Source organism: Pseudoduganella sp. jia 12, from assembly GCF_055502675.1.
Map to the genome: position 1 here is coordinate 186,509 of NZ_JBUXKP010000002.1, position 21,943 is coordinate 208,451.

Sequence of the window (21,943 nt, forward strand, 5' to 3'; positions counted from 1 at the left end):
TATTCATGCCTGTCGTACTCATGGTTTGTTTGCCTCCTCCATTGCCTGTTCCAGCCGCATGCGGACCACGCCCGGGGTCGCGCCGCAGTCGTTGATCTCGATGTTGACCGCCGGCAGGCCGGCGTCGGCGAACATCCGCTCCAGTACCGCGTTCCAGACGGGTTCCTTGCCGTTGACCGAGGTGTTGACCGTGATGGCGGTGGCGCCGCCGTTCGCGGGCTCGACCAGTACTTCCAGGTCGCCGGAACCTACCACGCCGGCCATGGCGCGGCGCGGCGCCGGCGCGCCGGCAACGAATTGTCTCGTGAATTTTTCCATTGTCTGATCCTTCGCTGTCAGTTCGATCGTTCATGCTGGAGGCGATCCAGGAAGAGCGCCGCGGCAAGCAGGTCGGCGGCGCCGCCGGGCGATACGTTCAGCCCGACCATGCGCTGGTCGAGCTTGCGCAGTGCCCGCTTGCCGCGGGCCGTTCCCGCGCCGCCCGCGGCAAGGACCCGCGCGGCCCCTTGCTGTACCGCCGCCAGCGCGCCGCTCCCGCCGCGCGACAGCACGCAGGTATCGTCGAGCTGCGCGATGAGCGACAGCAGGCAGTCCAGCCGGGCCGTGATCTCAGGGTTTCCCTGGCGACGCGACGCGCGCAGCCGTGGCAGGGCGATCTCGATCACGGACGGGAAGTCCGTCTGCGCCTGGGTGCGTGCGCCGCCCACGCCATAGCGCCGGCACGCGGCTGCGCCCTTGTTGTCGGTGTGGGCGGGGGCGAAGCGGTCGGGGCAGCGCGCCAGGGCGCCGGCGCGGCGCGCGATCGCCGCCGGACAGGCCACGCCCGCGTCCTGGGCGGCCGCCGTGACCAGCAGGCCCAGCGCCCAGATCGCGCCGCGATGGGTATTGATGCCGCCGGTCGCCGCCAGCATGGTTGCCTCGCCCAGCCGGCCGATCTGCCCGATCCGTTCGCGCAGCGCCGGCATGTCCGGGATCTGGCTGCCCGCCTGGGCAAGCGCGGCAAAGGTCGGGTGCAGTGCGCGCGCCGAATGGCACATCAGGCTCCAGTCCATGTCGCTGTGCGCCCCGCGGCCGCGCAGGTCGACCAGGCCGGGTTTCGGGGTGAGCATGGCTTCGTCGACCAGCGCGGCCACCGCGCAATCGGCCAGCAGGGTGGCCGGGGGCGCCAGCGGCGCGGTAGATGCGCCGGCCTCGAACGATACCAGGGTGTCCATTGCGCTCATTACCAGCTCCTGAACTTGGCGGGCGGTTCGTACAGCCCCTCGGACCAATCGACCAGGTCGCCGATGCTTTTCGCCGCGAGCAGGGATCGGGTGGCTTCGCCCCGCTGCACGCCGATATCCTCGGGGAGCGCGATGAGCCCGGCGCTGCGCATGCGCTTGGTCTCCTTGGGGTCATGGCGCAAGCCGACCGGGGTGACGCCCGAGACGGCCGCCAGCATGGCCTTGCGTTCGTCGAGCGACCTCGCCTTGTACAGGTAGGCGATACCTTCCTCGGTCAGCACATGGGTCACGTCGTCGCCGTAGATCATCACCGGGGCAAGCGGCATGCCGGTATCGCGGCCGACCTGCACCGCGTCGAGACTCTCGACGATGCTCGGCTGGCCGTTGTCCTGGAAGGTCTCCACCATCTGCACTACCAGCTTTTTCCCGCGTGTCAAAGGATCGGTCGCATCGACCATCGCCAGCCATGCCGGCGTGGCGTGGCGCCTGCCGTGCGGGTCGTGGCCCATGTTCGGTGCGCCGCCGAACCCCGTCAGCCGCCCGCGCGTCACGGTCGACGAGTTGCCCAGCCCATCCATCTGCAAGGTCGAGCCGATGAACAGGTCGACCGCATACTGGCCGGCGAGCTGGCACAGCAGCCGGTTCGAGCGCAGCGAACCGTCGCGGCCGGTGAAGAAGACATCCGGGCGGGCAGCCACATAGTTCTCCATGCCGAGCTCGGCACCGAAACAGTGGACGCTGTCGACCCAGCCCGATTCGATGGCGGGGATCAGCGTGGGGTGGGGGTTCAGGGTCCAGTTGCGGCAGATTTTGCCCTTCAGCCCAAGCCGCTCGCCATAGGTCGGCAGCAGCAGCTCGATGGCGGCGGTATTGAAGCCGATGCCATGGTTCAGCGACTGCACCTCATGGCGTTCGTAGACACCGCGGATCGCCATCATGGCCATCAGCACATGGACCGGCTTGATGAGCCGGGGGTCGCGCGTAAACAGCGGTTCGATGAAGAAGGGCTTGTCCGACTGCACGACGAAGTCCACCCAGCTGCCCGGGATATCGACACGCGGCAGGTCGGCAGGATCGTCGACGATCTCGTTGACCTGGGCGATCACGATGCCGTCGCGGAATGCTGCGGCTTCCGTCAGGGCAGGCGTGTCCTCGGTACTGGGGCCGGTGTAGAGGTTGCCCTGCCGGTCGGCCTTGTAGCCGGCCACCATGACCACCTGCGGCGTCAGGTCCACATACAGGCGCGCATACAGCTCGACATAGGTATGGATCGCCCCGACTTCGAGCTGGCCATCCTTCAGGTACTGGGATATGCGCAGGCTCTGCCCGCCGGCAAAGGAGAAATCGAGCTTGCGGGCAATGCCGAGTTCGAACAGGTCGAGATGCTCGGGCAGGCTCACGCTGGGCATGATCAGGTGCAGATGGTTGACCTTGGCAGGGTCCACCTGGACCAGCGAGCGGGCCAGGAAGTCGGCCTGCTTCTGGTTGTTCCCTTCCAAAACCACCCGGTCGCCGGGGCATATCAGGGCTTCCAGCGCGGGAACGATCTGTTCGGTCGAGATCACCCGGCCGGATGCGTAGGGCTGGGCCAGCGCGATGCGGCGCTGTTTTTCCTGCCGGCGGCGGCTCCACTTGGGTGAAACCGGTGCTTCGATTTTCATGTTGTCTCCTCCAGGACCTTCAACGTGAGAATCACGATAGGGCGAGTTGGCCCATGCATCAATCAAGCGTTTGGCGAAATCATTAACTTCAGGTTAATGGTGAGTGCAGGGTGCCGGTGCGCTTCGCATGCGGTATGCTGCGGCTAGGCGGGCCCGCATTGGGGCCCGATCCGCAGGGACACGATGATCATCGACGAAGAAGTCACGCTGAAGAAGCTGGAAATTTTCCTGACCTTCCTGGAGGCAGGGAACCTGGCGCGCGCGTCGGAACTGCTCGGCCAGAGTGCCGTGAGCGTGCACCGGGCGCTGCATACGCTGGAGGAAGGCCTTGGCTGCCCGCTTTTCAAGCGCTCCGGAAGAAACCTGATCGCGCTTGAAACCGCGCATGTCTTTGCCGAGCATGCACGCCGCACCGTCGAATCTTGCCAGGAAGGTATCAAGCGCGTGCGCGAACTGGCCGGTGTCGATGCGTCGACATTGCGTATCGGCACGCTGCATTCGCTGACCCTGCATTGCATCCCGCGCATCATCGTGGAGTTGAAACTGCGCAAGCCGAACGTCGAGGTGATCCTGACGATGGGGTCGAACCAGGTGCTGCTGCGCGAGCTGGCCGAGGGAAACCTGGACGCCGTGATCATCGGCCTGATCGAGCCCCCCGCTGGCGGCGACCTGGTGTCCGTTCCGATCTTCGACGATGCAATCTACCTGGCCGTACCGGCCGATTCGCCGTTTGCCGGTCTTGCCGAGGTCGACCTTGCCGACACGGTGGACCAGAAGTTCCTGACGCTCAAGCAGGGGTTCGTTACGGCGCACAGCTTTCTCCATGCGTTCGACGGCAGCGGCATCCAGCCCAGGATCGCCATGGAGGTCAGCGATATTTTCTCGCTGATTAACCTGGTGAGCGAGGGGATGGGTCTCGCGCTGCTGCCCGGCAGGATCGCTTCCTTCACGGCCCGCATCAAGCTGGTGCCGCTGGCGCGCAAGTTCGCGTCGAAGCAGGCCATCACGCTGCTGTATTCCCAGCGGCGCGAGCGCGATCCGAACCTGCTGGCGCTGGCGGCCGAGTGCAGGATGTATGCGCGACGCAAAGGCGAGGTCGCGTAGACGGCCTGTTGGGCGAATCACGCCGACGGCTGCGTTTCAAAAAGTGAGGAGCAGGCGGGAAAAACACCCCGACGGGGATGGCTTGCACCGCCATCGGCGCCGAGGTTTAGTAAACACCTGACTGCGCCGATGGCGATGGCTTACACCGCCATCGGCGCCGAGGTTTGGTGAAAACACCTGACGGCGGCGATGGCTTACACCGCCATCGGCGCGGTCAGGGGCGGATGATGGCGGTAGCCCTCCAGGCTGAAGTCGGCAGGTTCGATCTTTTCCAGCCACTCGGGCTCGTACTTGCCCGTCTGTGCGAAGTCGGGCACGCGGTCGGCGATGACGAGCCGCGGCGATTCGTACGGCTCGCGCCTGAGCTGCTCCTGCACCATCTCCATGTGGTTCTCGTAGATGTGCGCATCGCCGATGAAATATGTGAACCAGCGCGGCGCGTAACCCGTCAAACGGCCGACCAGGTGCAGCAGCGCGGCGCCTTCGGCGATGTTGAAGGGGGTGCCCAGGCCGATATCGTTGCTGCGCACATACAGGCACAGCGAAATCTCTTTTGTTGTCGCGTTGGGGATGAACTGGTACAGCAGGTGGCAGGCCGGCAGGGCGACCTGGTCCAGCACGGCCGGGTTCCAGCCATGGAACAGGATGCGGCGGCTTCCCGGATTGTCGACGATCGTGTCCAGGCATTCGCGCAGCTGGTCGATCGCCTTGTAGAGCAGCACTTTCTCGACACCGTTTTCGACGAGCGGCGCGACTTCGGTGAAGCCGTTGCGAAACGCGTCCTCGCGCTGCGCCGTGTTCGCCGCATCGACCAGTTTATAGCCGGGCCACTGGCGCCATTGCACGCCGTAGACGGGGCCCAGGTCGTCGGTGCCTTCGCGGTACGGGTTCGCGAGCCACTGCGCGTTTTCGTTGGCGTTCTGGTCCCAGACCTTGCAGCCCAGCGCGCGGAAGTCGGCCGCGCTGCGCGATGCGCGCAGGAAGGCGCACAGTTCGCCGACCACCGACTTGAAGGCGAGCCGTTTGGTCGTCACCGCCGGGAATCCCTGCGCCAGATCGAAGCGCATCATCGCGCCCGGCACGGACAGCGTGCGGATGCCCGTGCGGTTGTCCTGCCAGGTGCCCTGGGCAAGGACGGTTTCGATCAGTTGCTGGTACTGCTGCATGCGATTCTCCGGCTGAAAAACTCGCAATTTTATCAGGAACGTTTTTTGGCCGGGCGGGGCGCGCCTTTTACTCCCGCATTCGCCGCCGCCTTCGCGGCCGACTTCGCGCCACGCCCGGCGGCTACGACCACGCCGCCCTGGGGGATGCGCTTTGGCGGCTTGGCACGTCCGGGCGCGGCGGTACCGAAGCCGCCGGCCGGGCGCGGCGCGGACGGCGGCACTGGCGCTTTCGGCGCCTTTGGCTTCGCGGCAGGCTTGCGTGCCGCCGGCTGCGCCGCCCTGTCCGGCGTGCCGGTCGACGGCACGCGGTGGTCGGCCTCGAAGCCCGGCACTTCCTCGCGCGGCAGCACCTGCCTGATCAGCGTTTCGATCGCGCGCAGCAGGTCCACTTCATCGGCGGCCACCAGCGAGATCGCCTCGCCGGCGGCGCCCGCACGACCGGTGCGGCCGATGCGGTGCACATAGTCTTCCGCCACGGTCGGCAGGTCGTGGTTGACGACCAGCGGCAGGCCGGCGATGTCCAGGCCGCGGGCGGCCACGTCCGTGGCGACCAGCACATCCACGTCGCGCGCCTTGAAGCGGGCCAGCGCGCGCAGGCGGGCCGGCTGCGGCTTGTCGCCGTGGATCGCGTCGGCGCGGATGCCTTGCTGCTGCAGCACGCCGACCAGCTGGTCGACACCCTTGCGGGTCTTGGCGAAGACCAGCACCTGGCTCCAGCCGCGCTCGCGCAGCAGGTGCACGAACAGGTCCGGCTTGGATTTCTTGTCGGTGGTGATGACGAGCTGGCGCACCGTCTTCGCCGCCGCGTTGGCGGGACTGGCCTGCACGGACAGCGGGTCGCGCAGCAGGCGCCCGGCCAGCGTGCGGATCGCTTCGGGGAACGTGGCCGAGAACAGCAGGGTCTGGCGTTCGGCGGGCAATGCGGCGAACACGGCGTCCAGGTCGGCCGCGAAGCCCAGGTCGAGCATGCGGTCCGCCTCGTCCAGCACCAGCGTCTGCAGCTGCGCGAAGTCGAGGGCACCCTGGCGCTGCAGGTCGAGCAGACGACCCGGTGTCGCCACCAGCACGTCCAGTCCCTTCTTCAGCTTGTTGATCTGCGGGTCGATGGGCACGCCGCCATAGGCGACACCGTAGCGCAGCGGCACGTGCGCGCCATACTTGCGAAAGCTGCCATAGACCTGCTCGGCCAGTTCGCGCGTGGGTGCCAGCACGAGGCAGCGCACGCCGAGCGGCGCCACGGCGCCTTCCAGCGTGAGCCGGTTCAGCAGCGGCAGCGCGAAGCCGGCCGTCTTGCCGGTGCCGGTCTGCGCGGCGGCCATCAGGTCGCGGCCGGCCAGCACGGCGGGAATCGCCTGGCGTTGCACGGGCGTCGGGTCGTCGTAGCCCAGTTCATCGAGCGCGCGCAGCAGCGGGTCGATCAGTTTCAGGGAGCGGAACGTCATGCCACCGCCTTGTCCAGCGCCGCTTTGTCCAGTGCGGCTTTTTCCAACGCCGCGTGCCAGGCCGCGAGCGCCGCGTGGACCTGCTCGTCGGACAGGGCCAGCAGGTTGTCGCCGACATACCATTCCACGTAGCTCGTGCCGTCGAGTTGCGCATCGTGCGCGGCGTTGTGCAGCCAGATGCGGTATTCGCGGGCGATTGCGTTGCGAATCTCGAGCGCCGTGTCGCGGTCCACCGGCAGGTGCAAGTGGAAGATGCTGGCATGCGGCCGCGACGGATTCGCGCGCAGCAGCGGCCAGGCGCGCAGCACGTCGTACAGCCACTGCGTGCGGCGGAAGCATGCCGGCATCGCGGCCAGCCGGCCATCGATCTGCATGGCGGCAGCCACCACGTACGGGGTGCGGTGGATGACGCTGCCCCCCTGGCGGCGGTACCATTCCTGCGCGCGCGCGACGAATGCCGCACTGCCGGCGAGGAGCGCGCCGCCGATGCCGCCGATGCCCTTGTACAGCGACACGTAGACGGTATCGAAGCCGGCCGCCACGTCGGCCAGCGGCCGGTTCATGCCGGCAGCCGCTTCCCACAGCCGCGCGCCATCCATGTGCAGGTGCGTACCGTTGTCGCGGCACCATGCCTTGATGGCCTCGAGCTCTTCCCACGTGGGCGACTGGCCGCCGATCTCGCGGGCCGGCAGTTCCACGGACACTGCGCCGAGGTGGTCGGGAATGGCGGCCAGGTCGCCGGCCGTGAAGGGCCGGTACGGGCTGCCGGCCTGCAGCGCGTGGAAATGGTCCAGTAACTGGTGGTTGCCGCGTTCATGCTTCAGGATGTGCGCGGTGGTGTGCAGCGCGACCAGGCGGCTGCCGCGGTCGGCGCAGGCCAGGCGCAACGCGGTGGCTTGCGCCATCGTGCCGGTGATGCAGAAGGTGGCCGCTTCCTTGCCCAACAGGGCCGCGACCTTGCGTTCCAGCGCCCCGATCAGCTCTCCTTCGCCATACACGTCGTGGGCGATGCCCTGTTCCTCGCACCAGGCGGCCATCGCAGCGAAGGCTTGCGCCGGTGTCTGCTGGCGGTGGCCCGGCAACACGACCGTGCATTGCTGGCGCAGTGCCGCATCGTCGTTCGCTGCCTGGGTCAGGGAGGCGGTCGCGGGATTAGTCATGGCTGTGCTCTACGTGAACGTTATGGAACTGCAGCGCGGCAAGGTTGGCATAGATGCCGCCCTGCGCGACCAGCGAACGGTGCGTGCCCGTTTCGACGATGCGGCCGTCTTCCATCACGATGATGCGGTCCGCACGCTGCACGGTGGCCAGGCGGTGGGCGATGATGACGGTGGTGCGGCCCACCATGGCCGCTTCGAGCGCCGATTGCACGAGCCGCTCGGATTCGGCGTCCAGCGCGCTGGTGGCTTCGTCGAGCAGCAGCAGCGGCGGGTTCTTCAGCAGCGCGCGGGCGATCGCGATGCGCTGGCGCTGGCCGCCGGACAGGCGCACGCCGCGCTCGCCCAGGAACGACTGGTAGCCGTTCGGCAGGCGCTCGATGAATTCGTGCGCCGCGGCCAGTTTCGCGGCGCGGATCACTTCCTCGTCCGTCGCATCGGCACGGCCGTAACGGATGTTTTCCATCGCGTCGGCCGAGAAGATCACCGTATCCTGCGGCACGATGCCGATCGCACCGCGCAGGTCGTGCAGCGCGAGGTGGCGGATATCGACGCCATCGAGGCGGATCGTGCCCTGCTGCGGATCGTAGAAGCGCAGGAACAGCTGGAACAGCGTGGTCTTGCCGGCGCCGGACGGCCCGACGACGGCCACCGTTTCGCCGGGGCGGATGTCGAGGTCCAGGTGCGCCAGCGCGGCGGTGTCGGGCCGCGACGGGTAGGAGAACGTGACGCCGGCCAGCGACAGCGCGGCGCCGTTGGCGGCGCGCGGCGGCAGGACCAGCGGCTGGCCCGGCTCGCGGATGTCCGATTGCGTGGACAGCAGTTCGAGCAGGCGTTCGGTGGCGCCGGCAGCGCGCTGCGCCTCGCCCATCACCTCGGACAGCGCGCCGACGGCGCCGGCGACGATCGATGCATACAGGATGAACTGCCCCAGGTCGCCGCCCGTCATCGTGCCGGCCAGCACGGCGTGCGCGCCCAGCCACAGCACGAACACGATGGTGCCGAACACCAGCACGATGGCCAGCATCGTCAGCAGCGCGCGGGCGCGGATGCGCCGCATCGCCGTGCCGAACGCGCCCTCGACCGTGGAACCGAAGCGGCGCGTTTCGATGTCTTCATGCGTAAACGCCTGCACGGTGGGCATGGCGTTCAGGATCTCGCCGGCCACGGCCGAGGCGTCGGCGATGCGGTCCTGCGAATCGCGCGACAGCTTGCGCACGCGGCGGCCGAACATCACGATCGGCAGCACGGTCAATACCAGCAGGCCGACGATGATGGCCGTGAGTTTCGGGCTCGTCACGAACAGCATCACGAGACCGCCGAGGAAAAGCAGCGCGTTGCGCAGCGCCATCGAGATGCTGGTGCCGACGACTGCCTGGATCAGCGTGGTGTCCGTCGTGATGCGCGACAGGACTTCACCGGTCTGGGTGGTCTCGAAAAACGCCGGGCTCTGGCGCACCACGTGGCCATACACGGCGCTGCGGATGTCGGCCACCACGCGCTCGCCCAGCCACGACACGGTATAGAACCGTGCCGCCGTGGCCAGCGCCAGCACCGCCGCCACGGCGAACAGCGCAAGGAAGACGGCATTCACGTGCTCGGCGCTGTGCACGCCGGCTTTCGCCCCGAAGCCCAGGTCGATCATCTGCTTGAACGCGTACGGGATCGCCAGCGTGGCGGCGGCCGCCACCACGAGCGCCACGCCCGCCATCGCGAAACGCGAGCGGTAGGGTTTCAGGAAAGGCAGCAGGCCGCGCAATGCGGCGAGGCTGCCTTTTTTCAGTTCGCGGGACTGATTGCCGGAGACGGTGTCGCGGGCGCTGCTGGTAGTGCTGTTGCTCATACTGATGACGGTTGGTTTTTATAGTTTCATCGGCCGGACATAACCGGTCAGTTCGAGGTAGGCGCGGCCGACTTGCCGGCCGTCGCGCTTCACGGTTACGGCGCCTTCCCAGTACACGGCGCCGGTCGAGCGGCGCGAATCGAGTTCCTGGTCGGGCTGCAGCGGGTCGAGCTGCCAGCGGGTACCGCCGGTATCGATCGTGACCGCCACCGGGTACTCGGCGCCCGTGCGGGGCGAACGCCAGCGCGTGCGCGGGGTGAACGTCACCTCGTTCGGACCGTAATGCGTGATCTTACCGGATGCGTCGCGCCACGTCGCGTGGGCCCACAGTGTAGCATCGCCACCTTTATCTGTTTTCCTGCGGATGCGGAAGGCCATCAGCGAGCCGCCATCGTCCAGGTTGGCGCCGACCCAGTCCCAGCCGGCGGCTTCGGGATCGAGCACCTGGCTGGACCATTCGTGGTCGAGCCAGGTCACGCCGGTGACGGCCGTGCGCTTGCCGTCGGCGCCGACAATGGTGCCGGACGTCTTCAGGTGCGGCTTGCTGTAGTAATAGCTGGCCTGCCTGGCCTTTGGACCCTTTTGGGAATAGCCGCCCTGGCCCTGGAGCAGCATCGGCTGCGTGGGCTCGAGTGCCAGGTCGAGCGTGAAGCCGGAAGCAGGAATGTTCATCGTGTAGCGGCCGTCACTGCCCCGTTTCATGCGCCAGTCGTCCAGCTTGACGTCGGTATCGGTTTCGCTGGCGTAGGCCAGGCCGAAGCCGGCCCGGGCACTGCGCTCGTCGTGCAGCAGTTTGCCTTGCGTCGCATCGGACAGCGCGGCGTGGCCGATGATCAGCTGCTTCGGCGCGAACTTGCTGGGGTTGGCGTCGTCCGTTTCGGTGCGGCTGCGGAAGAACGTGACCTGGTAGCCGACGGACCTGCCATCGGCCGTGGTGAGCCAGCCCGTCGCATACCACCACTCGGTGCGAAATGACGGGTGCGCACCGAAGTCGCGCGGGAAGACCAGTTGCTTGCCGTCCGCCAGCGGCACCACCGGCGCGAAGACAGGCGGCGCGGCGAACAGCGATGTGCCCACCGCCAGCAGGAGCAGAAACAGGAAGCGCATCACCAGTCCTCCCGCACAGCGCGGATCGGGCCGCCGGACAGCGCCTGCCGGCCGGACGCCAGCGCCGTCAGCATGCTGGCCACCAGCAGCGCGCCGGCCACGGCGCCCAGCAGGGGCCACGGATAGTGCATCTGCATCGTCCAGTGGAACGATTGCGGATTGACGACGTGCACGAGGATCAGGCTGATCGCCCAGCCCAGCACGAATCCGGTGGCGATGCCGAGTGCCGTGAGCGCACCGCCTTCGAGCGCCAGGATGCCGAGGATCTGGCCGCGCGTGACGCCGATGTGGCGCAGCATGCCGAATTCGCGGGCCCGCGCCAGTGTCTGCGCGGAGAACGTGGCGGCCACGCCGAACAGGCCGATGACGATGGCGATCGCTTCGAGCAGGTAGGTGACGGCGAAACTGCGGTCGAAGATGCGCAGCGACAGCGCGCGGATCGCCGACGGCGCCTCGATGCCCAGCGTGGCGCCGAACGGCAGGCGTTTCAGAGCGTCGGACGCATCGGCCGTGGTGACACCTTTCGACAGCCACAGGGCCGCGTCGCTGACGTCGGCGTCGCCCGTGAGGCGAAGGTAGTCGGTCCGTTCGATCATCACCGCGCCGGAGACGCGCGCATAGTCGCGCCACACGCCGGCGACGAAGAACGGCATGGCGGTACCGGCGAGCGGCAATCGCAGCGTTTCGCCGGGGGCGATGCGGTACAGGTCGGCCATCGCTTCGGATACCCATGCGCGCGGCAACGAACCCTGCGATTGAACGGCCTGCTGGCCGACGAGGACCATCGATTTGTCCGGGTGCGCCGGGTCGATGTCGCGCGCCAGCAGCGCCACGTTGGGGCGGTCGGGCGCCAGCGACACGGAGCGCAGGCGCAGGAACTCGGCGCGGGCGATGCCGGGCGCGTGGCGGATCGCTTCCTGCTCGCGTGGGGTGAGGCCGGCCGTGCCGCCGGCGCTGGCGATGCGCGCATACAGGTCGGCCGGCAGCACCTGCAGGATCCAGTTGTCGACCGACACGCGGAAGCTGGCCACCATGATCGCCATGGCCACCATCAGCGAAAAGCTCGACAGCACGCCGCCCAGCGCGATGCCGGCCTGGCCTGAAGCGTTGGCCAGGCGGGCCAGCGTCAGCGTGGGGACGACCGGGATCGCGGTGCGGGATGCCGTGGCGGCGGTCCAGCGTGCATGGGCGAAACGGAACGCCAGCGCGGCGATGCGCGGCATCATGGCGATGCCGCCGACCAGCAGCAGGGCGATCGACAGGTAGCCGAAGATGGGCAGTTCGGTGACCGGCGGCAGTTGCGACAGCACGGCGGCGACGCCGAGGCAGGCGATGGCGGGCCATGGGCGGGACAGGCGTGCCAGCGCCACTTCATCGGCGCCCGACTTCAGCGCGACGGCGGGCGCCGCGCGCGCCGCTTCCCATGCCGGCGCCGCGCAGCCCAGCAGCGCGACGCCGACACCAAGGCCGAAATACACGATGGCGGCCAGCGGTGTGAACTGCACCTGCGGCTGCACGCCGGCGAAATAGCCGGCGCCCAGGTCGCCACCGAAGAAGCGCAGGGCGGCGGCCGCGATGCCATAGCCGCCGGCGATGCCGAGCAGGGCGCCGGTCACGCCGAGGCTTGCGCCTTCGATCAATACCTGGCGCAGCAGGTGGCGGCGCTCGAAGCCCAGCACGCGCAGCAGCGCGAACTGGCTGCGCCGGCGCATCACGGACAAGGCCTGCGTGGAGAACACGAGGAACGCGCCGGTGAACAGGGCAACCAGCGCGAGCACGCTGAGGTTCACGCGATACGCGCGGCTCATGTTGCTGGTGCGGCTTTCCTGGTCGGCGTCGTTCGGCTGGCCGACCCGGAAACGGCCGGGGAAATCGCGCGCCAGTTCGCGGGCCAGCGTGGCCTGGAATGCGTTGCGGTCCACGCCGTCGCGCAGCTTGATGTCCACGCGCGACAATTTGCCCAGGCGGCCGAAGCGCCACTGGGCGGCGCCGATGTCCATCACGGCCAGGCGCTGGCCCACGCGGGCGCGTTGCAGCGAGCCGGCCACGCGCAGCGTGACCGTTTCCGTACCGGCCATGAATTCGATGGGGTTGCCGGCCTTCTTTTCCAGCCACTGCTGCGCGGCGGGAGAGAGGAACAGCGCATCGGTGCCCAGCGTGTCGCCGGCCACGCCGCTGGCTGGCGCGCCCACGAGGTCGGGCGCGATGTAGCCGGCCTGGAACACGTCCAGGCCGACGATCTTCAGCGGCTCGCGCCCGCCCGGCAGCGAAGCGTTGATTTCCAGGACGGGCGAGGCCACTGCCACCTCGGGCCGCTGCGCGAGCCGGGGATAGATGTCTTCGTCGAACAGCGGTTCGGCGCCGGCGACCTGCACGTCGGCCTGGCCGGAGAGGCTTTGCACCGCTGCCGAGAATTCGTTGAAGGCGGCCGCGTTGATCAGGTGGATCGCGAAACCGAGGGCGACGCCGACGGCGATCGCGACGACGGCCGTCACCGCGCGCACCGGGTGGGCGCGCCATTCACCGAGCAGCAGCCAGCGGGAAAGCGTGCGCAGGGAAGGGGACCGGGACGTCGTCACTTGCACTGGACCGCATGGCGCTCGGCGGCGCGCCGGGCTTTCAGCCGGGCCGTTTCGGCGCCGCCATGGCTGGCACGGCGAACGTCGTCCTCGGCCCACTTGCGGGCCAGCTCCAGCTTTGCGCACTGGTCGCGGCGGCGCGCGGCCTGGCGGTCGTGGAGCGCGTCGGCGCGGTCCTGCTGCGCTTCACGATGCTGGCGTTCGCGTTGCAGCTTCGCCGACGCTTCCTGCAGCCGTTTCAAGTCGGCAGGCTCGCGTTGGCCGGCGGGGGCATCCGGGGCCGGCAATACGGTTTGTTCGCCACGCTCGCACGGTGCTTCGCTGTACGAGGTGGTATTGCCATGCGTGCATTTGTACGTCTGCGCCTGCGCGGGCAGGGCGGCCAGGATGGGCAGGGCGGCGACGGTGGCAAGCGCGGCGCGGATCACAGGATCTTCCCCGGGTTCATGATGCCCAGCGGGTCGAGCGCGGCCTTGATGGCCCGCATCAGGTTCAGTTCGACGGGCGACTTGTAGCGTGCCAGCTCGTCGCGCTTGAGCGCGCCGATGCCGTGTTCGGCGGAGATGGACCCGCCGAACGCCACCACGGTATCGTGCACCACGCGGTTGACCGCTTCCTGGTTGGCGAGGAATGCTTCGTTGTCGATGCCGGGCGGCGGCGCCACGTTGAAGTGCAGGTTGCCGTCGCCCAGGTGGCCGAAACAGACCAGCTGGCAGCCGGGGAAAGCCTGTTGCAGCAGCGGCGCCGTGTGCGCGATGAATCCGGCGATCGACGATACCGGCAGCGAGATATCGTGCTTGATGTTCTTGCCGTCCGCCGCCTGGGCCAGCGGGATGTGCTCGCGCAGGTGCCACAGGCCGCGCGATTGCGCCACGGACGTGGCGACGACCGCATCGAGCACGATGCCGGCGTCGAGGGCGGCCGACATGGCGCCTTCCAGCAGCGCGACGGCATGGGCTTCCGATTCGCTGCTCGAGATTTCCAGCAAGGCATACTGCGCATAGTCGGCCGCGAAAGGGCGCGGCAGTTGCGGGAAGTGCTTCGCCACGAGGCCCAGGCAGAATGCCGACATCAGTTCGAAGCCGGTCAGGCTGGCGCCGGCCCGGTCCTGCGCCAGCGACAGCAGGCGCAGCGCGTGTTCCGGCGATGCCAGGGCGGCCAGCGCGGTGATCGAGGCCTTCGGCGCCGGGTACAGTTTCATGACGGCGCCGGTGACGATGCCGAGCGTGCCTTCGGCGCCGATGTACAGGTCGCGCAGGTCGTAGCCGGTATTGTCCTTGCGCAGGCCGCGCAGGCCCGACCAGATGTCGCCCTGGGGCGTGACGACTTCGAGCCCCAGGCACAGTTCGCGCGCGTTTCCGTAGCGCAGCACGCCCGTGCCGCCGGCGTTGGTGGAGAGGTTGCCGCCGATCGTGCAGCTGCCTTCGGCGGCCAGCGACAGCGGAAACAGGCAGTCCGCCGCGGCGGCGGCCTCCTGCACCTGCTGGAGGATGACGCCGGCATCGACGGTGACGGTGCGATTGACGGGGTCGAGGGCGCGGATGCGGTTCAGCCGCGCCACGGACAGCACGACGGCGCTGCCACTCCCATCTGGCACGCTGCCCAGCACGAGGCCCGTGTTGCCCCCTTGGGGCACGACCGGCACCCGTTCAGCGGCGCACAGGCGCACCAGTTGCGCCACTTCGTCGACGGAGCCGGGGCGCAGCACGGCACGCGCGCTGCCGGTGAAGCGGCCGCGCCAGTCGCGCAGGTAAGGCGCCATGGCGGCCGGGTCGCCGTTTTCACTATCGAGAACATAGGCGGCGCCGGTGATGGCACGGCAGCGGTCGAGGAAAGCCGTCATGGTCGATGAAGCTTGTTTGTGGCCATTATTTTTGCGACTACGTGTGGCGATTACGTGTGGCGATTACGTGTGGCCATTACTTGTGGCCATTGCGGCTGCGGGCAACCTTGTCCAGCAATTCCTGCGCGGCCTTCTTCGCGGCACGCTTGTACGGGTGCACATAGAGCAGCGCGCAGCAGAAGAACACGAACACCAGTGCCGCCTCGCCCCAGCCGAGCCACGGCATGACCGTGTCGCTGTAGCCGCGCACCACGCCTTCGGCCAGGTAGGCCAGGATCATCATCGACGACCATTGCAGCGTGTACAGGTCGCGCTTGAGTACGCCAATCAGCGGAAACAGCAGCGGCACGGCTTTCAGCGCGAGCCAGGAGCCGCCCGGCTTGAGCGGCGCCAGCACCGTTTCCCACAGCAGGCACAAGACGATCAGCGCGGCCACGCTGGCCAGCGCACCCCACCACAGCACCTGCTGGCGCGCGCCGTACATTACCGGCCCCGCAGCTTGACGGCCGTTTCGGCCAGGCGCTTGCCGAGGGCGACGGCAATGCGCTTTTCTTCATCGGTGACCGGCTTGCGGCCGTCGACGCCGGCCCAGTGGCTGGCGCCATACGGCGTGCCGCCGGAGGACGTGGTCATCAGGTCGGGGTGCGTGTACGGCAGGCCCATGACCACCAGGCCGTGGTGCAGCAGCGGGATCATCATCGACAGCAGCGTGGATTCCTGGCCGCCGTGCAGGCTGCCGGTGGACGTGAACACGCAGGCCGGCTTGCCCGCCAGGCTGCCGGACAGCCACTGGCTCGACGTGCCGTCCCAGAAATACTTCATGGCGGAAGCCATGTTGCCGAAGCGGGTGGGCGAGCCGACGGCGATGCCTGCGCATTCCTCCAGGTCGGACAATTCGACATAGGGCGCGCCGTCGACGGGCACTTCCGGCTCGGTGGCTTCGGTTACGGTGGAGACGGCGGGCACGGTGCGCAACCGGGCATCGCAGCCCGGTACGCTTTCGATGCCCTGAGCGATCAGCTCGGCCAGGCGGCGCGTGGCGCCATGCCGGGAATAGAACAAAACAAGGATTATCAGGTTGGGCGCGTTCATCGTTGGTATTATAGAACGCTTTACAGAGTGGCCACGGGCCGGAATCGTTTGAAGCAACGTATATCTTCTCGTATATTCTCCATATACCGGTATGCCGCCGACCGCTGCGGCGACGGGGTGGCCGAATTGCGCGCCCTGTCGTGGGTTGAGGTACGCGACCTGTTCCTGTTCGCGCGGCGCCGCCTGCGCGAGGAAAGCCTGCCCCAGGTCGCGGGCGGCCTCACGTTCACCACGGTATTCGCGCTGGTGCCGATGCTGACGATCGCGCTGGCGATCTTCACCACCTTTCCGATGTTCATGTCGTTCCGCACCGCGCTGGAGGCGTATTTCATCCAGAGCGTGATGCCGAAGGCGATCTCGAACACCATCCTGTCGTATCTCACCACGTTCGCGGCACAGGCCACGGGGCTCTCGGCGGTGGGCGCGGTCACGCTGGTCGGCACGTCGGTGGCGATGATGGGCATGATCGAGCGCGTGTTCAACCGCATCTGGCGCGTGAAGGCCGAGCGGCGCTGGACGCGCCGCATCCTCGTCTACTGGGCGCTGATCACGCTGGGGCCGCTGCTGATCGGCGTGTCGATCTCGCTGTCCACGGATTTCTTCTCGGCCACGTCCAGCCTCGTCGGCAACGTGTTCGGCGCGCTGGCCTATTCGGTCCTGTCGCTGGTGCTCACGTCGGCCGGTTTCACGTTCCTGTACATGGTGGTGCCGGCCAGGCTGGTGGACTGGCGCGACGCGGTGGCCGGCGGCGTGCTGGCCGGGCTCGCGTTCGAGCTGGCCAAGCGCGGCTTTGCCGTGTTCATCACGGAATTCCCCACGTATTCGCGCATCTATGGCGCACTGGCGGCGCTGCCGCTGTTCCTGCTGTGGGTGTACCTGTCGTGGCTGATCACGCTGTTCGGCGCGCTGCTGGCGGCGGCGCTGCCGGTCATCAAGTACGAGCGCTGGTGGTACGAGCCGGTGCCGGGCGGCGCGTTCGTCGACGCGCTGGCCGTGCTGAAGGTGCTGCACGCGGCCAGCCGCTATGGCGACACGGCGCTCGTGACGTCGAGCGCGATCCGCGCCGGCACGCGCCTCGGCATAGACGAGCTCGATACGCTGCTGGAACAGATGCAGGGCAAGGGATGGGTGGGAAGGGTGCGCACGGACCCGCCGCCGCGCGTGCAATTCGGCAAGCACGTCAACGACACGGGCGACAACTGGGTCCTGCTGGCCAACCCCGACGTGCTGACCCTGGCCGAGGTGTACCGGCTGTTCGTGTTCGGCGGCATGCCCGTCAATGCCGGCGTGGCCCAGGAGTCGGACGACCCGCGCGATGTGGCCGCCCGGCACGATGCGGCCCGGCTGGCGCGCCATGTCGAGGAGGCCGTCGAAGCGGGCCTCGGGCTGTCGCTGGCGGACCATTTCGGCCCCGCCGTGGACCGTGCCGGCGTGCCTGCGGCCGTGTCGTAAGCCGGTGTTCCGGGAGTAAATACCAGGACGGTTCCCTCTCGCGCTGGATTTTTTTCCGGGCATACGCTACATTGCGCCAGAAGGCACAGGATAAAAATCACCAATCACGGACAGGACGGCCACCATGAAAGTCTCAGAAATCCTTCAAGTCAAGGGCAACATCCTCTACACGATCACCCCGGACCAGCCGCTGGTGGACGCGGCGACGACGATGGCCGAGAAGGACATCGGTTCGCTCGTCGTGATGGAGTATGGCGACCTGGTGGGCATGCTGACCTTCCGCGAGGTGCTCAAGGCGCTGCATGCGAACGAAGGCTCCGTGGGCGGCGGCACGGTGCGCAAGCACATGGACGATCACCCGATCACGGTCACGCCCGATACCGAGGTCAACGAAGTGCGCCGCATCATGCTGGAAAAGCATGCGCGCTACCTGCCCGTGATGAACGCCAAGACACTGCTGGGCGTGATTTCGTTCTACGACGTGGCGCGCGCGGTACTCGAGGCGCAGAGCTTCGAGAACCGCATGCTGAAGGCGTATATCCGCGACTGGCCGGCCGAGCAGGACGAGACGACGAACTGAAGGGTTTCAAGACCACGACAAAAAACGCTGCCATGGCAGCGTTTTTTTGTTGGCTGGTCAGGAAGACGTGCCTGATATTTCCCCAAAACAGGCGGTCCGGCGACCCGGTCCGTCCCTGTTGTTCAAGCCCGCAGCAGCGCCTGGCCGGTAAGCCATCCCGACAGGTCGTCGCTGCCCATCGGGCGGGCGAACAGGAAGCCCTGGGCGAGCGGGCAGCCCAGCTGTTCCAGCACGCGGGCCTGCAGCTCATCCTCGACGCCTTCGGCGACGACGGACAGGCCGAGGTTGCGCCCCAGCTGGATCACCATTTCGGCGATGCTGCTGCCGCGCGTGGCGCCGGTGATCTCGGTCACGAACGCGCGGTCGATCTTCAGGCGGTCGACTTGCAGGCGTTGCAGGTGGGACAGCGATGAAAAGCCCGTGCCGAAATCGTCGATGGCGATCTGCACGCCTGTTTCCTTGACCTGCGCCAGCATCTCGATGAAGGTTTCCGGTTCTTCCATCGCCATCGATTCCGTGATTTCCAGTTCGACGTGGCGGGGCGGGGCGCCCGTGTCCGCCAGGGCCTGGCGCAGCACCTGCAGGAATTGCGGGTGGCGGAACTGCACCTGCGACACGTTGACGGACATGGTGAAGTCGGTGTGGCCCGCTTCGCGCAGGTGCACCAGCTCGGCGCAGGCGGTACGCAGTACCCATTCGCCGATGTCGATGATCAGGCCCGAGTACTCGGCAATGGGGATGAAGCGGTCGGGTGGCACGAACTTGCCGTCCGCCGTGCGCCAGCGCAGCAGCGCCTCGGCGCCGACCGGCCGGCGCGTGGCCAGGTCCATCTGCGGCTGGTAGGCCAGGAACAGTTCGTGCGTGCTGAACGCGGTGCGCAGCGCGTGCATCATGCGCACCCGTTCGCGGATCTCCACGCCCATGTTGCGGGTGAAATAGAAATGGCCTGCCCGCTGCTGCGACTTGGCGCGCTTGAGCGCGATGTCCGCATCCTTTAGTGCGTCGGTGCCGCTGCCATCGTGCTCGGCCAGACGCACCAGGCCCAGCGTGGCCGAGACCTGCACGGTCTGCCCGTCGATCTCGAACGGTTGCTGGAACAGGGGCAGGATGCCTGCCGGATTCACCTGCGCGGCATCGCCCAGCACGCAAAAGATGTCGCCGCCGATCCGCGCCACCGTCAGGTGCCGGCCCAGGCTGTCCTGCAGCCGGGACGCCACCGCCGCCAGCAGGCCATCGCCGAAGGCATGGCCCAGCGCATCGTTGGTTTCGGCGAAATGGTCCAGGTCCACGAGGCAGAGCGTGGCGTCGTTGCGCGCCGGACTGGCCAGCGTGCTGTCGAGAATCTCGATCAGGCGGGTGCGGTTCGGCAGTTTCGACAGGGTGTCGTAGAACGCGGCCTCGTGCAGGTGCGACATCAGTTCGACATTGTCGAGGCCGACGGCGACATTGGCCGCGAACACATCGAGCAGCCGGCGCTCCAGCTCGTCGGGCTGCCGCGCCACGTCGAGCAGCGCGACAAACACGCGGCCAGTCTTGCCGGCCAGGTGCAGGGCAACGGCGCCGTCGCCAACCACGTTGCGCCGGCCGGCCAGCGCACTGGCGATTGCCGGCGGCAGCGGCGGATCGGACGCCGGACCGAGCTGGCAGCCTTCCCACGCGTGCCAGGCCCCGCACCCCGCCACCACCTGCACCATGCCGCCTTCGCCCTGCACGCACAGCAGGCCGCTGGCCGGCTGGTCCAGCAAGGCAGCGGCCTGCACGAGGGCGCCGGCGGCGAAATTGCGCATGCCTTGCAGGGCCATCAACGCCGTGCCGGCATCGACGATACGGTTCATGCCGCGCCGGCTGTCGTCGATGCGACGGATCTGTTCGTAGGAACGCAACGCCGCCGTGACCGTCGTGTACAGCTTGATGCGGGTGAGTTCGGACTTGGTCTTGTAGTCGTTGATGTCGAAATCGCGGATCGCGTCGATCTCCGGCGCATACCCGGGCTGCCCTGTGCGCAGGATGATGCGCACGTCGGCCAGCTTCAGCGTCTCGCGGATGTGGCGCACGAGGTGCAGGCCGGCGTCGTCCTGCTCCATCACCACGTCGAGCAGGATCACGGCGATGCCCGGTTCGCGCGCCAGCACGTCGCGCGCTTCGGCGGCCGAGTAGGCATGAACGAACTCGAGCGGGCGACCCTGGATGTCCAGGTTGCCGAGGGCAAACGTGGTGGTGGAATGCACGTCCGCGTCGTCGTCGACGATCATCACCCGCCAGGCGCGGCGCGGTGCCGCGGCTGGCTGCCGGGGAGGCTCGTCCAGGAAGACCAGTTCGTCCTGTGCGGCGCCGATGGGAGTGCTCGTAGGGGGCATGCGTCCTTCTCCAGATCGTGTCGTCCGGTCCCTTTATAGCGGATTGGGCAAGATGCCGGCGCAACTTCCGCATTATAAGGCGCATCGGAATTGCCAGGTAGAAATTGTTGCATTTGTGGCGCGATGGCTGCAATACCGTTTGGCTGGATCAGGCGATGCTAAAGCGGTAAAATTGCCAGTTCCTTCGCTCACTCAGATTGATCTCATGTCCGGCAATTCCTTTGGCAAGCTGTTCACGGTAACCACTTTTGGCGAATCTCACGGGCCGGCGATCGGCTGCGTCATCGATGGCTGCCCGCCCGGCCTGGCCCTGACCGAAGCCGATATCCAGCCCGAGCTGGACCGGCGCAAGCCCGGCACATCGCGCCACGTGACCCAGCGCCAGGAACCGGACGCGGTGCAGATCCTGTCCGGTGTCTACGAAGGCGTTACGACCGGCACGCCGATCGCGCTGCTGATCCGCAACGAAGACCAGCGCAGCAAGGACTACGGCAATATCGTCGACAGCTTCCGCCCCGGCCACGCCGACTATACGTATTGGCACAAGTATGGCGTGCGCGATCCGCGCGGCGGCGGCCGCTCGTCGGCGCGCCTTACGGCACCCGTGGTGGGCGCCGCGGCGATCGCCAAGAAATGGCTCAAGGAGCAATACGGCACCGAGTTCGCCGGCTGCATGCGCCAGCTGGGCGACATCGAGGTGCCGTTCCAGGATTTCGCCCATGTGTCCGCGAATCCGTTCTTCGCCGCGACGGCCGATGCGGCCCTGATCGCGCAGATGGAAACGTACATGGACGAACTGCGCAAGGCCGGCGATTCGATCGGCGCGCGCATCGACGTGGTGGCGAGGAACGTGCCGGTGGGCCTGGGCCAGCCGATCTACGACAAGCTCGATGCCGATATCGCCTACGCGATGATGGGCATCAACGCGGTGAAGGGCGTGGAAATCGGCGCCGGCTTCGCATCGGTCGCGCAGCGCGGCTCCGAGCATGGCGACGAGCTGACCCCGCAAGGCTTCGTGGGCAACCATGCCGGCGGCGTGCTGGGCGGTATTTCGACGGGGCAGGACATCACGGTATCGATCGCGATCAAGCCCACGTCGTCGATCCGCACGCCGCGCCGCTCCATCGACAAGGCGGGCAACCCGGTGATGGTGGAAACCTTCGGCCGCCACGATCCGTGCGTGGGCATTCGCGCCACGCCGATCGCCGAAGCCATGCTGGCGCTGGTGCTGATGGACCATGCGTTGATGCACCGCGCCCAATGCGGCGACGTGCGGGTGGCCACGCCGGAGATTGCCGGCCAGGCATAAAGCCGGGAAACGCCGCCGGCACCGCGCC

The 21,943-nt window shown here is 67.7% G+C and carries 18 protein-coding genes; 4 read left to right on the forward strand and 14 right to left on the reverse strand.

The genetic code is table 11. From position 1 onward, the window contains the following. Positions 1 to 18: 18 nt before the first annotated feature. From ACY65G_RS04000 to mdcA, 3 genes are read right to left on the reverse strand one after another with little or no spacing between them, the layout of a single operon-like run. Positions 19 to 318 (reverse strand): malonate decarboxylase subunit delta, encoded by a 300-nt coding sequence (locus ACY65G_RS04000; RefSeq protein ID WP_464996064.1) that lies wholly within the window; start codon positions 316 to 318, stop codon positions 19 to 21. Between the two features lie 17 nt (positions 319 to 335). Next, complete coding sequence (locus ACY65G_RS04005) at positions 336 to 1,223, reverse strand: triphosphoribosyl-dephospho-CoA synthase (protein ID WP_464996065.1); 888 nt, start codon at positions 1,221 to 1,223, stop codon at positions 336 to 338. Then, on the reverse strand, positions 1,223 to 2,884 hold the full coding sequence (mdcA, locus tag ACY65G_RS04010) for a malonate decarboxylase subunit alpha (protein ID WP_464996066.1): 1,662 nt from the start codon (positions 2,882 to 2,884) through the stop codon (positions 1,223 to 1,225). Before mdcA ends, ACY65G_RS04005 begins: the two co-directional genes overlap by 1 nt. A 183-nt stretch (positions 2,885 to 3,067) precedes the next feature. Here mdcA and ACY65G_RS04015 point away from each other — a divergent pair, with 183 nt between their 5' ends. Next, entirely contained in the window at positions 3,068 to 3,988 is a 921-nt protein-coding gene (locus ACY65G_RS04015; protein WP_464996067.1) for a LysR family transcriptional regulator, read from the forward strand. 194 nt (positions 3,989 to 4,182) lie between these two features. Here ACY65G_RS04015 and ACY65G_RS04020 read toward each other — a convergent pair whose 3' ends face one another. From ACY65G_RS04020 to wrbA, 10 genes are all read right to left on the reverse strand, one after another. Next, positions 4,183 to 5,154 carry a thymidylate synthase gene (locus ACY65G_RS04020; RefSeq protein ID WP_464996068.1) on the reverse strand — a complete coding sequence of 324 codons (972 nt, stop codon included), beginning with the start codon at positions 5,152 to 5,154 and terminating at the stop codon, positions 4,183 to 4,185. A 32-nt stretch (positions 5,155 to 5,186) separates the two neighbouring features. Continuing rightward, on the reverse strand, positions 5,187 to 6,596 hold the full coding sequence (locus ACY65G_RS04025; RefSeq protein WP_464996069.1) for a DEAD/DEAH box helicase: 1,410 nt from the start codon (positions 6,594 to 6,596) through the stop codon (positions 5,187 to 5,189). Next, entirely contained in the window at positions 6,593 to 7,756 is a 1,164-nt protein-coding gene (locus tag ACY65G_RS04030) for a threonine aldolase family protein (protein WP_464996070.1), read from the reverse strand. The genes ACY65G_RS04025 and ACY65G_RS04030 overlap by 4 nt, the downstream gene beginning before the upstream one ends. Next, positions 7,749 to 9,596: an ABC transporter transmembrane domain-containing protein gene (locus ACY65G_RS04035; RefSeq protein WP_464996071.1), complete on the reverse strand. Its 1,848-nt coding sequence runs from the start codon at positions 9,594 to 9,596 to the stop codon at positions 7,749 to 7,751. Before ACY65G_RS04035 ends, ACY65G_RS04030 begins: the two co-directional genes overlap by 8 nt. 18 nt (positions 9,597 to 9,614) lie before the next feature. Further along, on the reverse strand, positions 9,615 to 10,703 hold the full coding sequence (locus tag ACY65G_RS04040; RefSeq protein WP_464996072.1) for a lipocalin-like domain-containing protein: 1,089 nt from the start codon (positions 10,701 to 10,703) through the stop codon (positions 9,615 to 9,617). Then, positions 10,703 to 13,282, reverse strand: coding sequence for an FtsX-like permease family protein (locus tag ACY65G_RS04045; protein WP_464996073.1), 2,580 nt, complete (start codon positions 13,280 to 13,282; stop codon positions 10,703 to 10,705). Before ACY65G_RS04045 ends, ACY65G_RS04040 begins: the two co-directional genes overlap by 1 nt. After that, the gene (locus ACY65G_RS04050) at positions 13,279 to 13,710 is read right to left on the reverse strand and encodes a DUF4124 domain-containing protein (RefSeq protein ID WP_464996074.1); all 432 of its coding nucleotides are present in this window, start codon (positions 13,708 to 13,710) and stop codon (positions 13,279 to 13,281) included. Before ACY65G_RS04050 ends, ACY65G_RS04045 begins: the two co-directional genes overlap by 4 nt. Then, positions 13,707 to 15,125: an FAD-binding oxidoreductase gene (locus tag ACY65G_RS04055; protein WP_464996075.1), complete on the reverse strand. Its 1,419-nt coding sequence runs from the start codon at positions 15,123 to 15,125 to the stop codon at positions 13,707 to 13,709. Before ACY65G_RS04055 ends, ACY65G_RS04050 begins: the two co-directional genes overlap by 4 nt. A gap of 76 nt (positions 15,126 to 15,201) precedes the next feature. Then, on the reverse strand, positions 15,202 to 15,609 hold the full coding sequence (locus tag ACY65G_RS04060; RefSeq protein ID WP_464996076.1) for a DUF2069 domain-containing protein: 408 nt from the start codon (positions 15,607 to 15,609) through the stop codon (positions 15,202 to 15,204). After that, on the reverse strand, positions 15,609 to 16,217 hold the full coding sequence (wrbA, locus tag ACY65G_RS04065; RefSeq protein WP_464996077.1) for an NAD(P)H:quinone oxidoreductase: 609 nt from the start codon (positions 16,215 to 16,217) through the stop codon (positions 15,609 to 15,611). Before wrbA ends, ACY65G_RS04060 begins: the two co-directional genes overlap by 1 nt. 126 nt (positions 16,218 to 16,343) lie before the next feature. Between wrbA and ACY65G_RS04070 the strand changes: the two genes are divergently transcribed. Together ACY65G_RS04070 and ACY65G_RS04075 are read left to right on the forward strand one after the other, a co-directional pair. Further along, positions 16,344 to 17,669 carry a YihY family inner membrane protein gene (locus ACY65G_RS04070; protein ID WP_464996467.1) on the forward strand — a complete coding sequence of 442 codons (1,326 nt, stop codon included), beginning with the start codon at positions 16,344 to 16,346 and terminating at the stop codon, positions 17,667 to 17,669. Between the two features lie 124 nt (positions 17,670 to 17,793). Continuing rightward, positions 17,794 to 18,249, forward strand: coding sequence for a CBS domain-containing protein (locus tag ACY65G_RS04075; RefSeq protein WP_464996078.1), 456 nt, complete (start codon positions 17,794 to 17,796; stop codon positions 18,247 to 18,249). Between the two features lie 122 nt (positions 18,250 to 18,371). On the opposite strand, the gene ACY65G_RS04080 is transcribed toward ACY65G_RS04075, so the two are convergent. Further along, the gene (locus ACY65G_RS04080) at positions 18,372 to 20,606 is read right to left on the reverse strand and encodes a putative bifunctional diguanylate cyclase/phosphodiesterase (RefSeq protein ID WP_464996079.1); all 2,235 of its coding nucleotides are present in this window, start codon (positions 20,604 to 20,606) and stop codon (positions 18,372 to 18,374) included. A 205-nt stretch (positions 20,607 to 20,811) separates the two neighbouring features. On the opposite strand from ACY65G_RS04080, the gene aroC reads away from it, so the two are divergent. After that, the gene (gene aroC, locus ACY65G_RS04085) at positions 20,812 to 21,915 is read left to right on the forward strand and encodes a chorismate synthase (protein ID WP_464996080.1); all 1,104 of its coding nucleotides are present in this window, start codon (positions 20,812 to 20,814) and stop codon (positions 21,913 to 21,915) included. The last annotated feature ends 28 nt before the right edge of the window (positions 21,916 to 21,943 follow it).

Coding starts and splice junctions, on each gene's coding strand:
- ACY65G_RS04025 (WP_464996069.1), bottom strand. CDS start 6,596: ATGACGTTCCGCTCCCTGAAACTGATCGACCCGCTGCTGCGCGCGCTC.
- ACY65G_RS04055 (WP_464996075.1), bottom strand. CDS start 15,125: ATGACGGCTTTCCTCGACCGCTGCCGTGCCATCACCGGCGCCGCCTAT.
- aroC (WP_464996080.1), top strand. CDS start 20,812: ATGTCCGGCAATTCCTTTGGCAAGCTGTTCACGGTAACCACTTTTGGC.
- ACY65G_RS04030 (WP_464996070.1), bottom strand. CDS start 7,756: ATGACTAATCCCGCGACCGCCTCCCTGACCCAGGCAGCGAACGACGAT.
- ACY65G_RS04035 (WP_464996071.1), bottom strand. CDS start 9,596: ATGAGCAACAGCACTACCAGCAGCGCCCGCGACACCGTCTCCGGCAAT.
- wrbA (WP_464996077.1), bottom strand. CDS start 16,217: ATGAACGCGCCCAACCTGATAATCCTTGTTTTGTTCTATTCCCGGCAT.
- ACY65G_RS04060 (WP_464996076.1), bottom strand. CDS start 15,609: ATGTACGGCGCGCGCCAGCAGGTGCTGTGGTGGGGTGCGCTGGCCAGC.
- ACY65G_RS04020 (WP_464996068.1), bottom strand. CDS start 5,154: ATGCAGCAGTACCAGCAACTGATCGAAACCGTCCTTGCCCAGGGCACC.
- ACY65G_RS04015 (WP_464996067.1), top strand. CDS start 3,068: ATGATCATCGACGAAGAAGTCACGCTGAAGAAGCTGGAAATTTTCCTG.
- mdcA (WP_464996066.1), bottom strand. CDS start 2,884: ATGAAAATCGAAGCACCGGTTTCACCCAAGTGGAGCCGCCGCCGGCAG.
- ACY65G_RS04075 (WP_464996078.1), top strand. CDS start 17,794: ATGAAAGTCTCAGAAATCCTTCAAGTCAAGGGCAACATCCTCTACACG.
- ACY65G_RS04080 (WP_464996079.1), bottom strand. CDS start 20,606: ATGCCCCCTACGAGCACTCCCATCGGCGCCGCACAGGACGAACTGGTC.
- ACY65G_RS04000 (WP_464996064.1), bottom strand. CDS start 318: ATGGAAAAATTCACGAGACAATTCGTTGCCGGCGCGCCGGCGCCGCGC.
- ACY65G_RS04005 (WP_464996065.1), bottom strand. CDS start 1,223: ATGAGCGCAATGGACACCCTGGTATCGTTCGAGGCCGGCGCATCTACC.
- ACY65G_RS04040 (WP_464996072.1), bottom strand. CDS start 10,703: ATGCGCTTCCTGTTTCTGCTCCTGCTGGCGGTGGGCACATCGCTGTTC.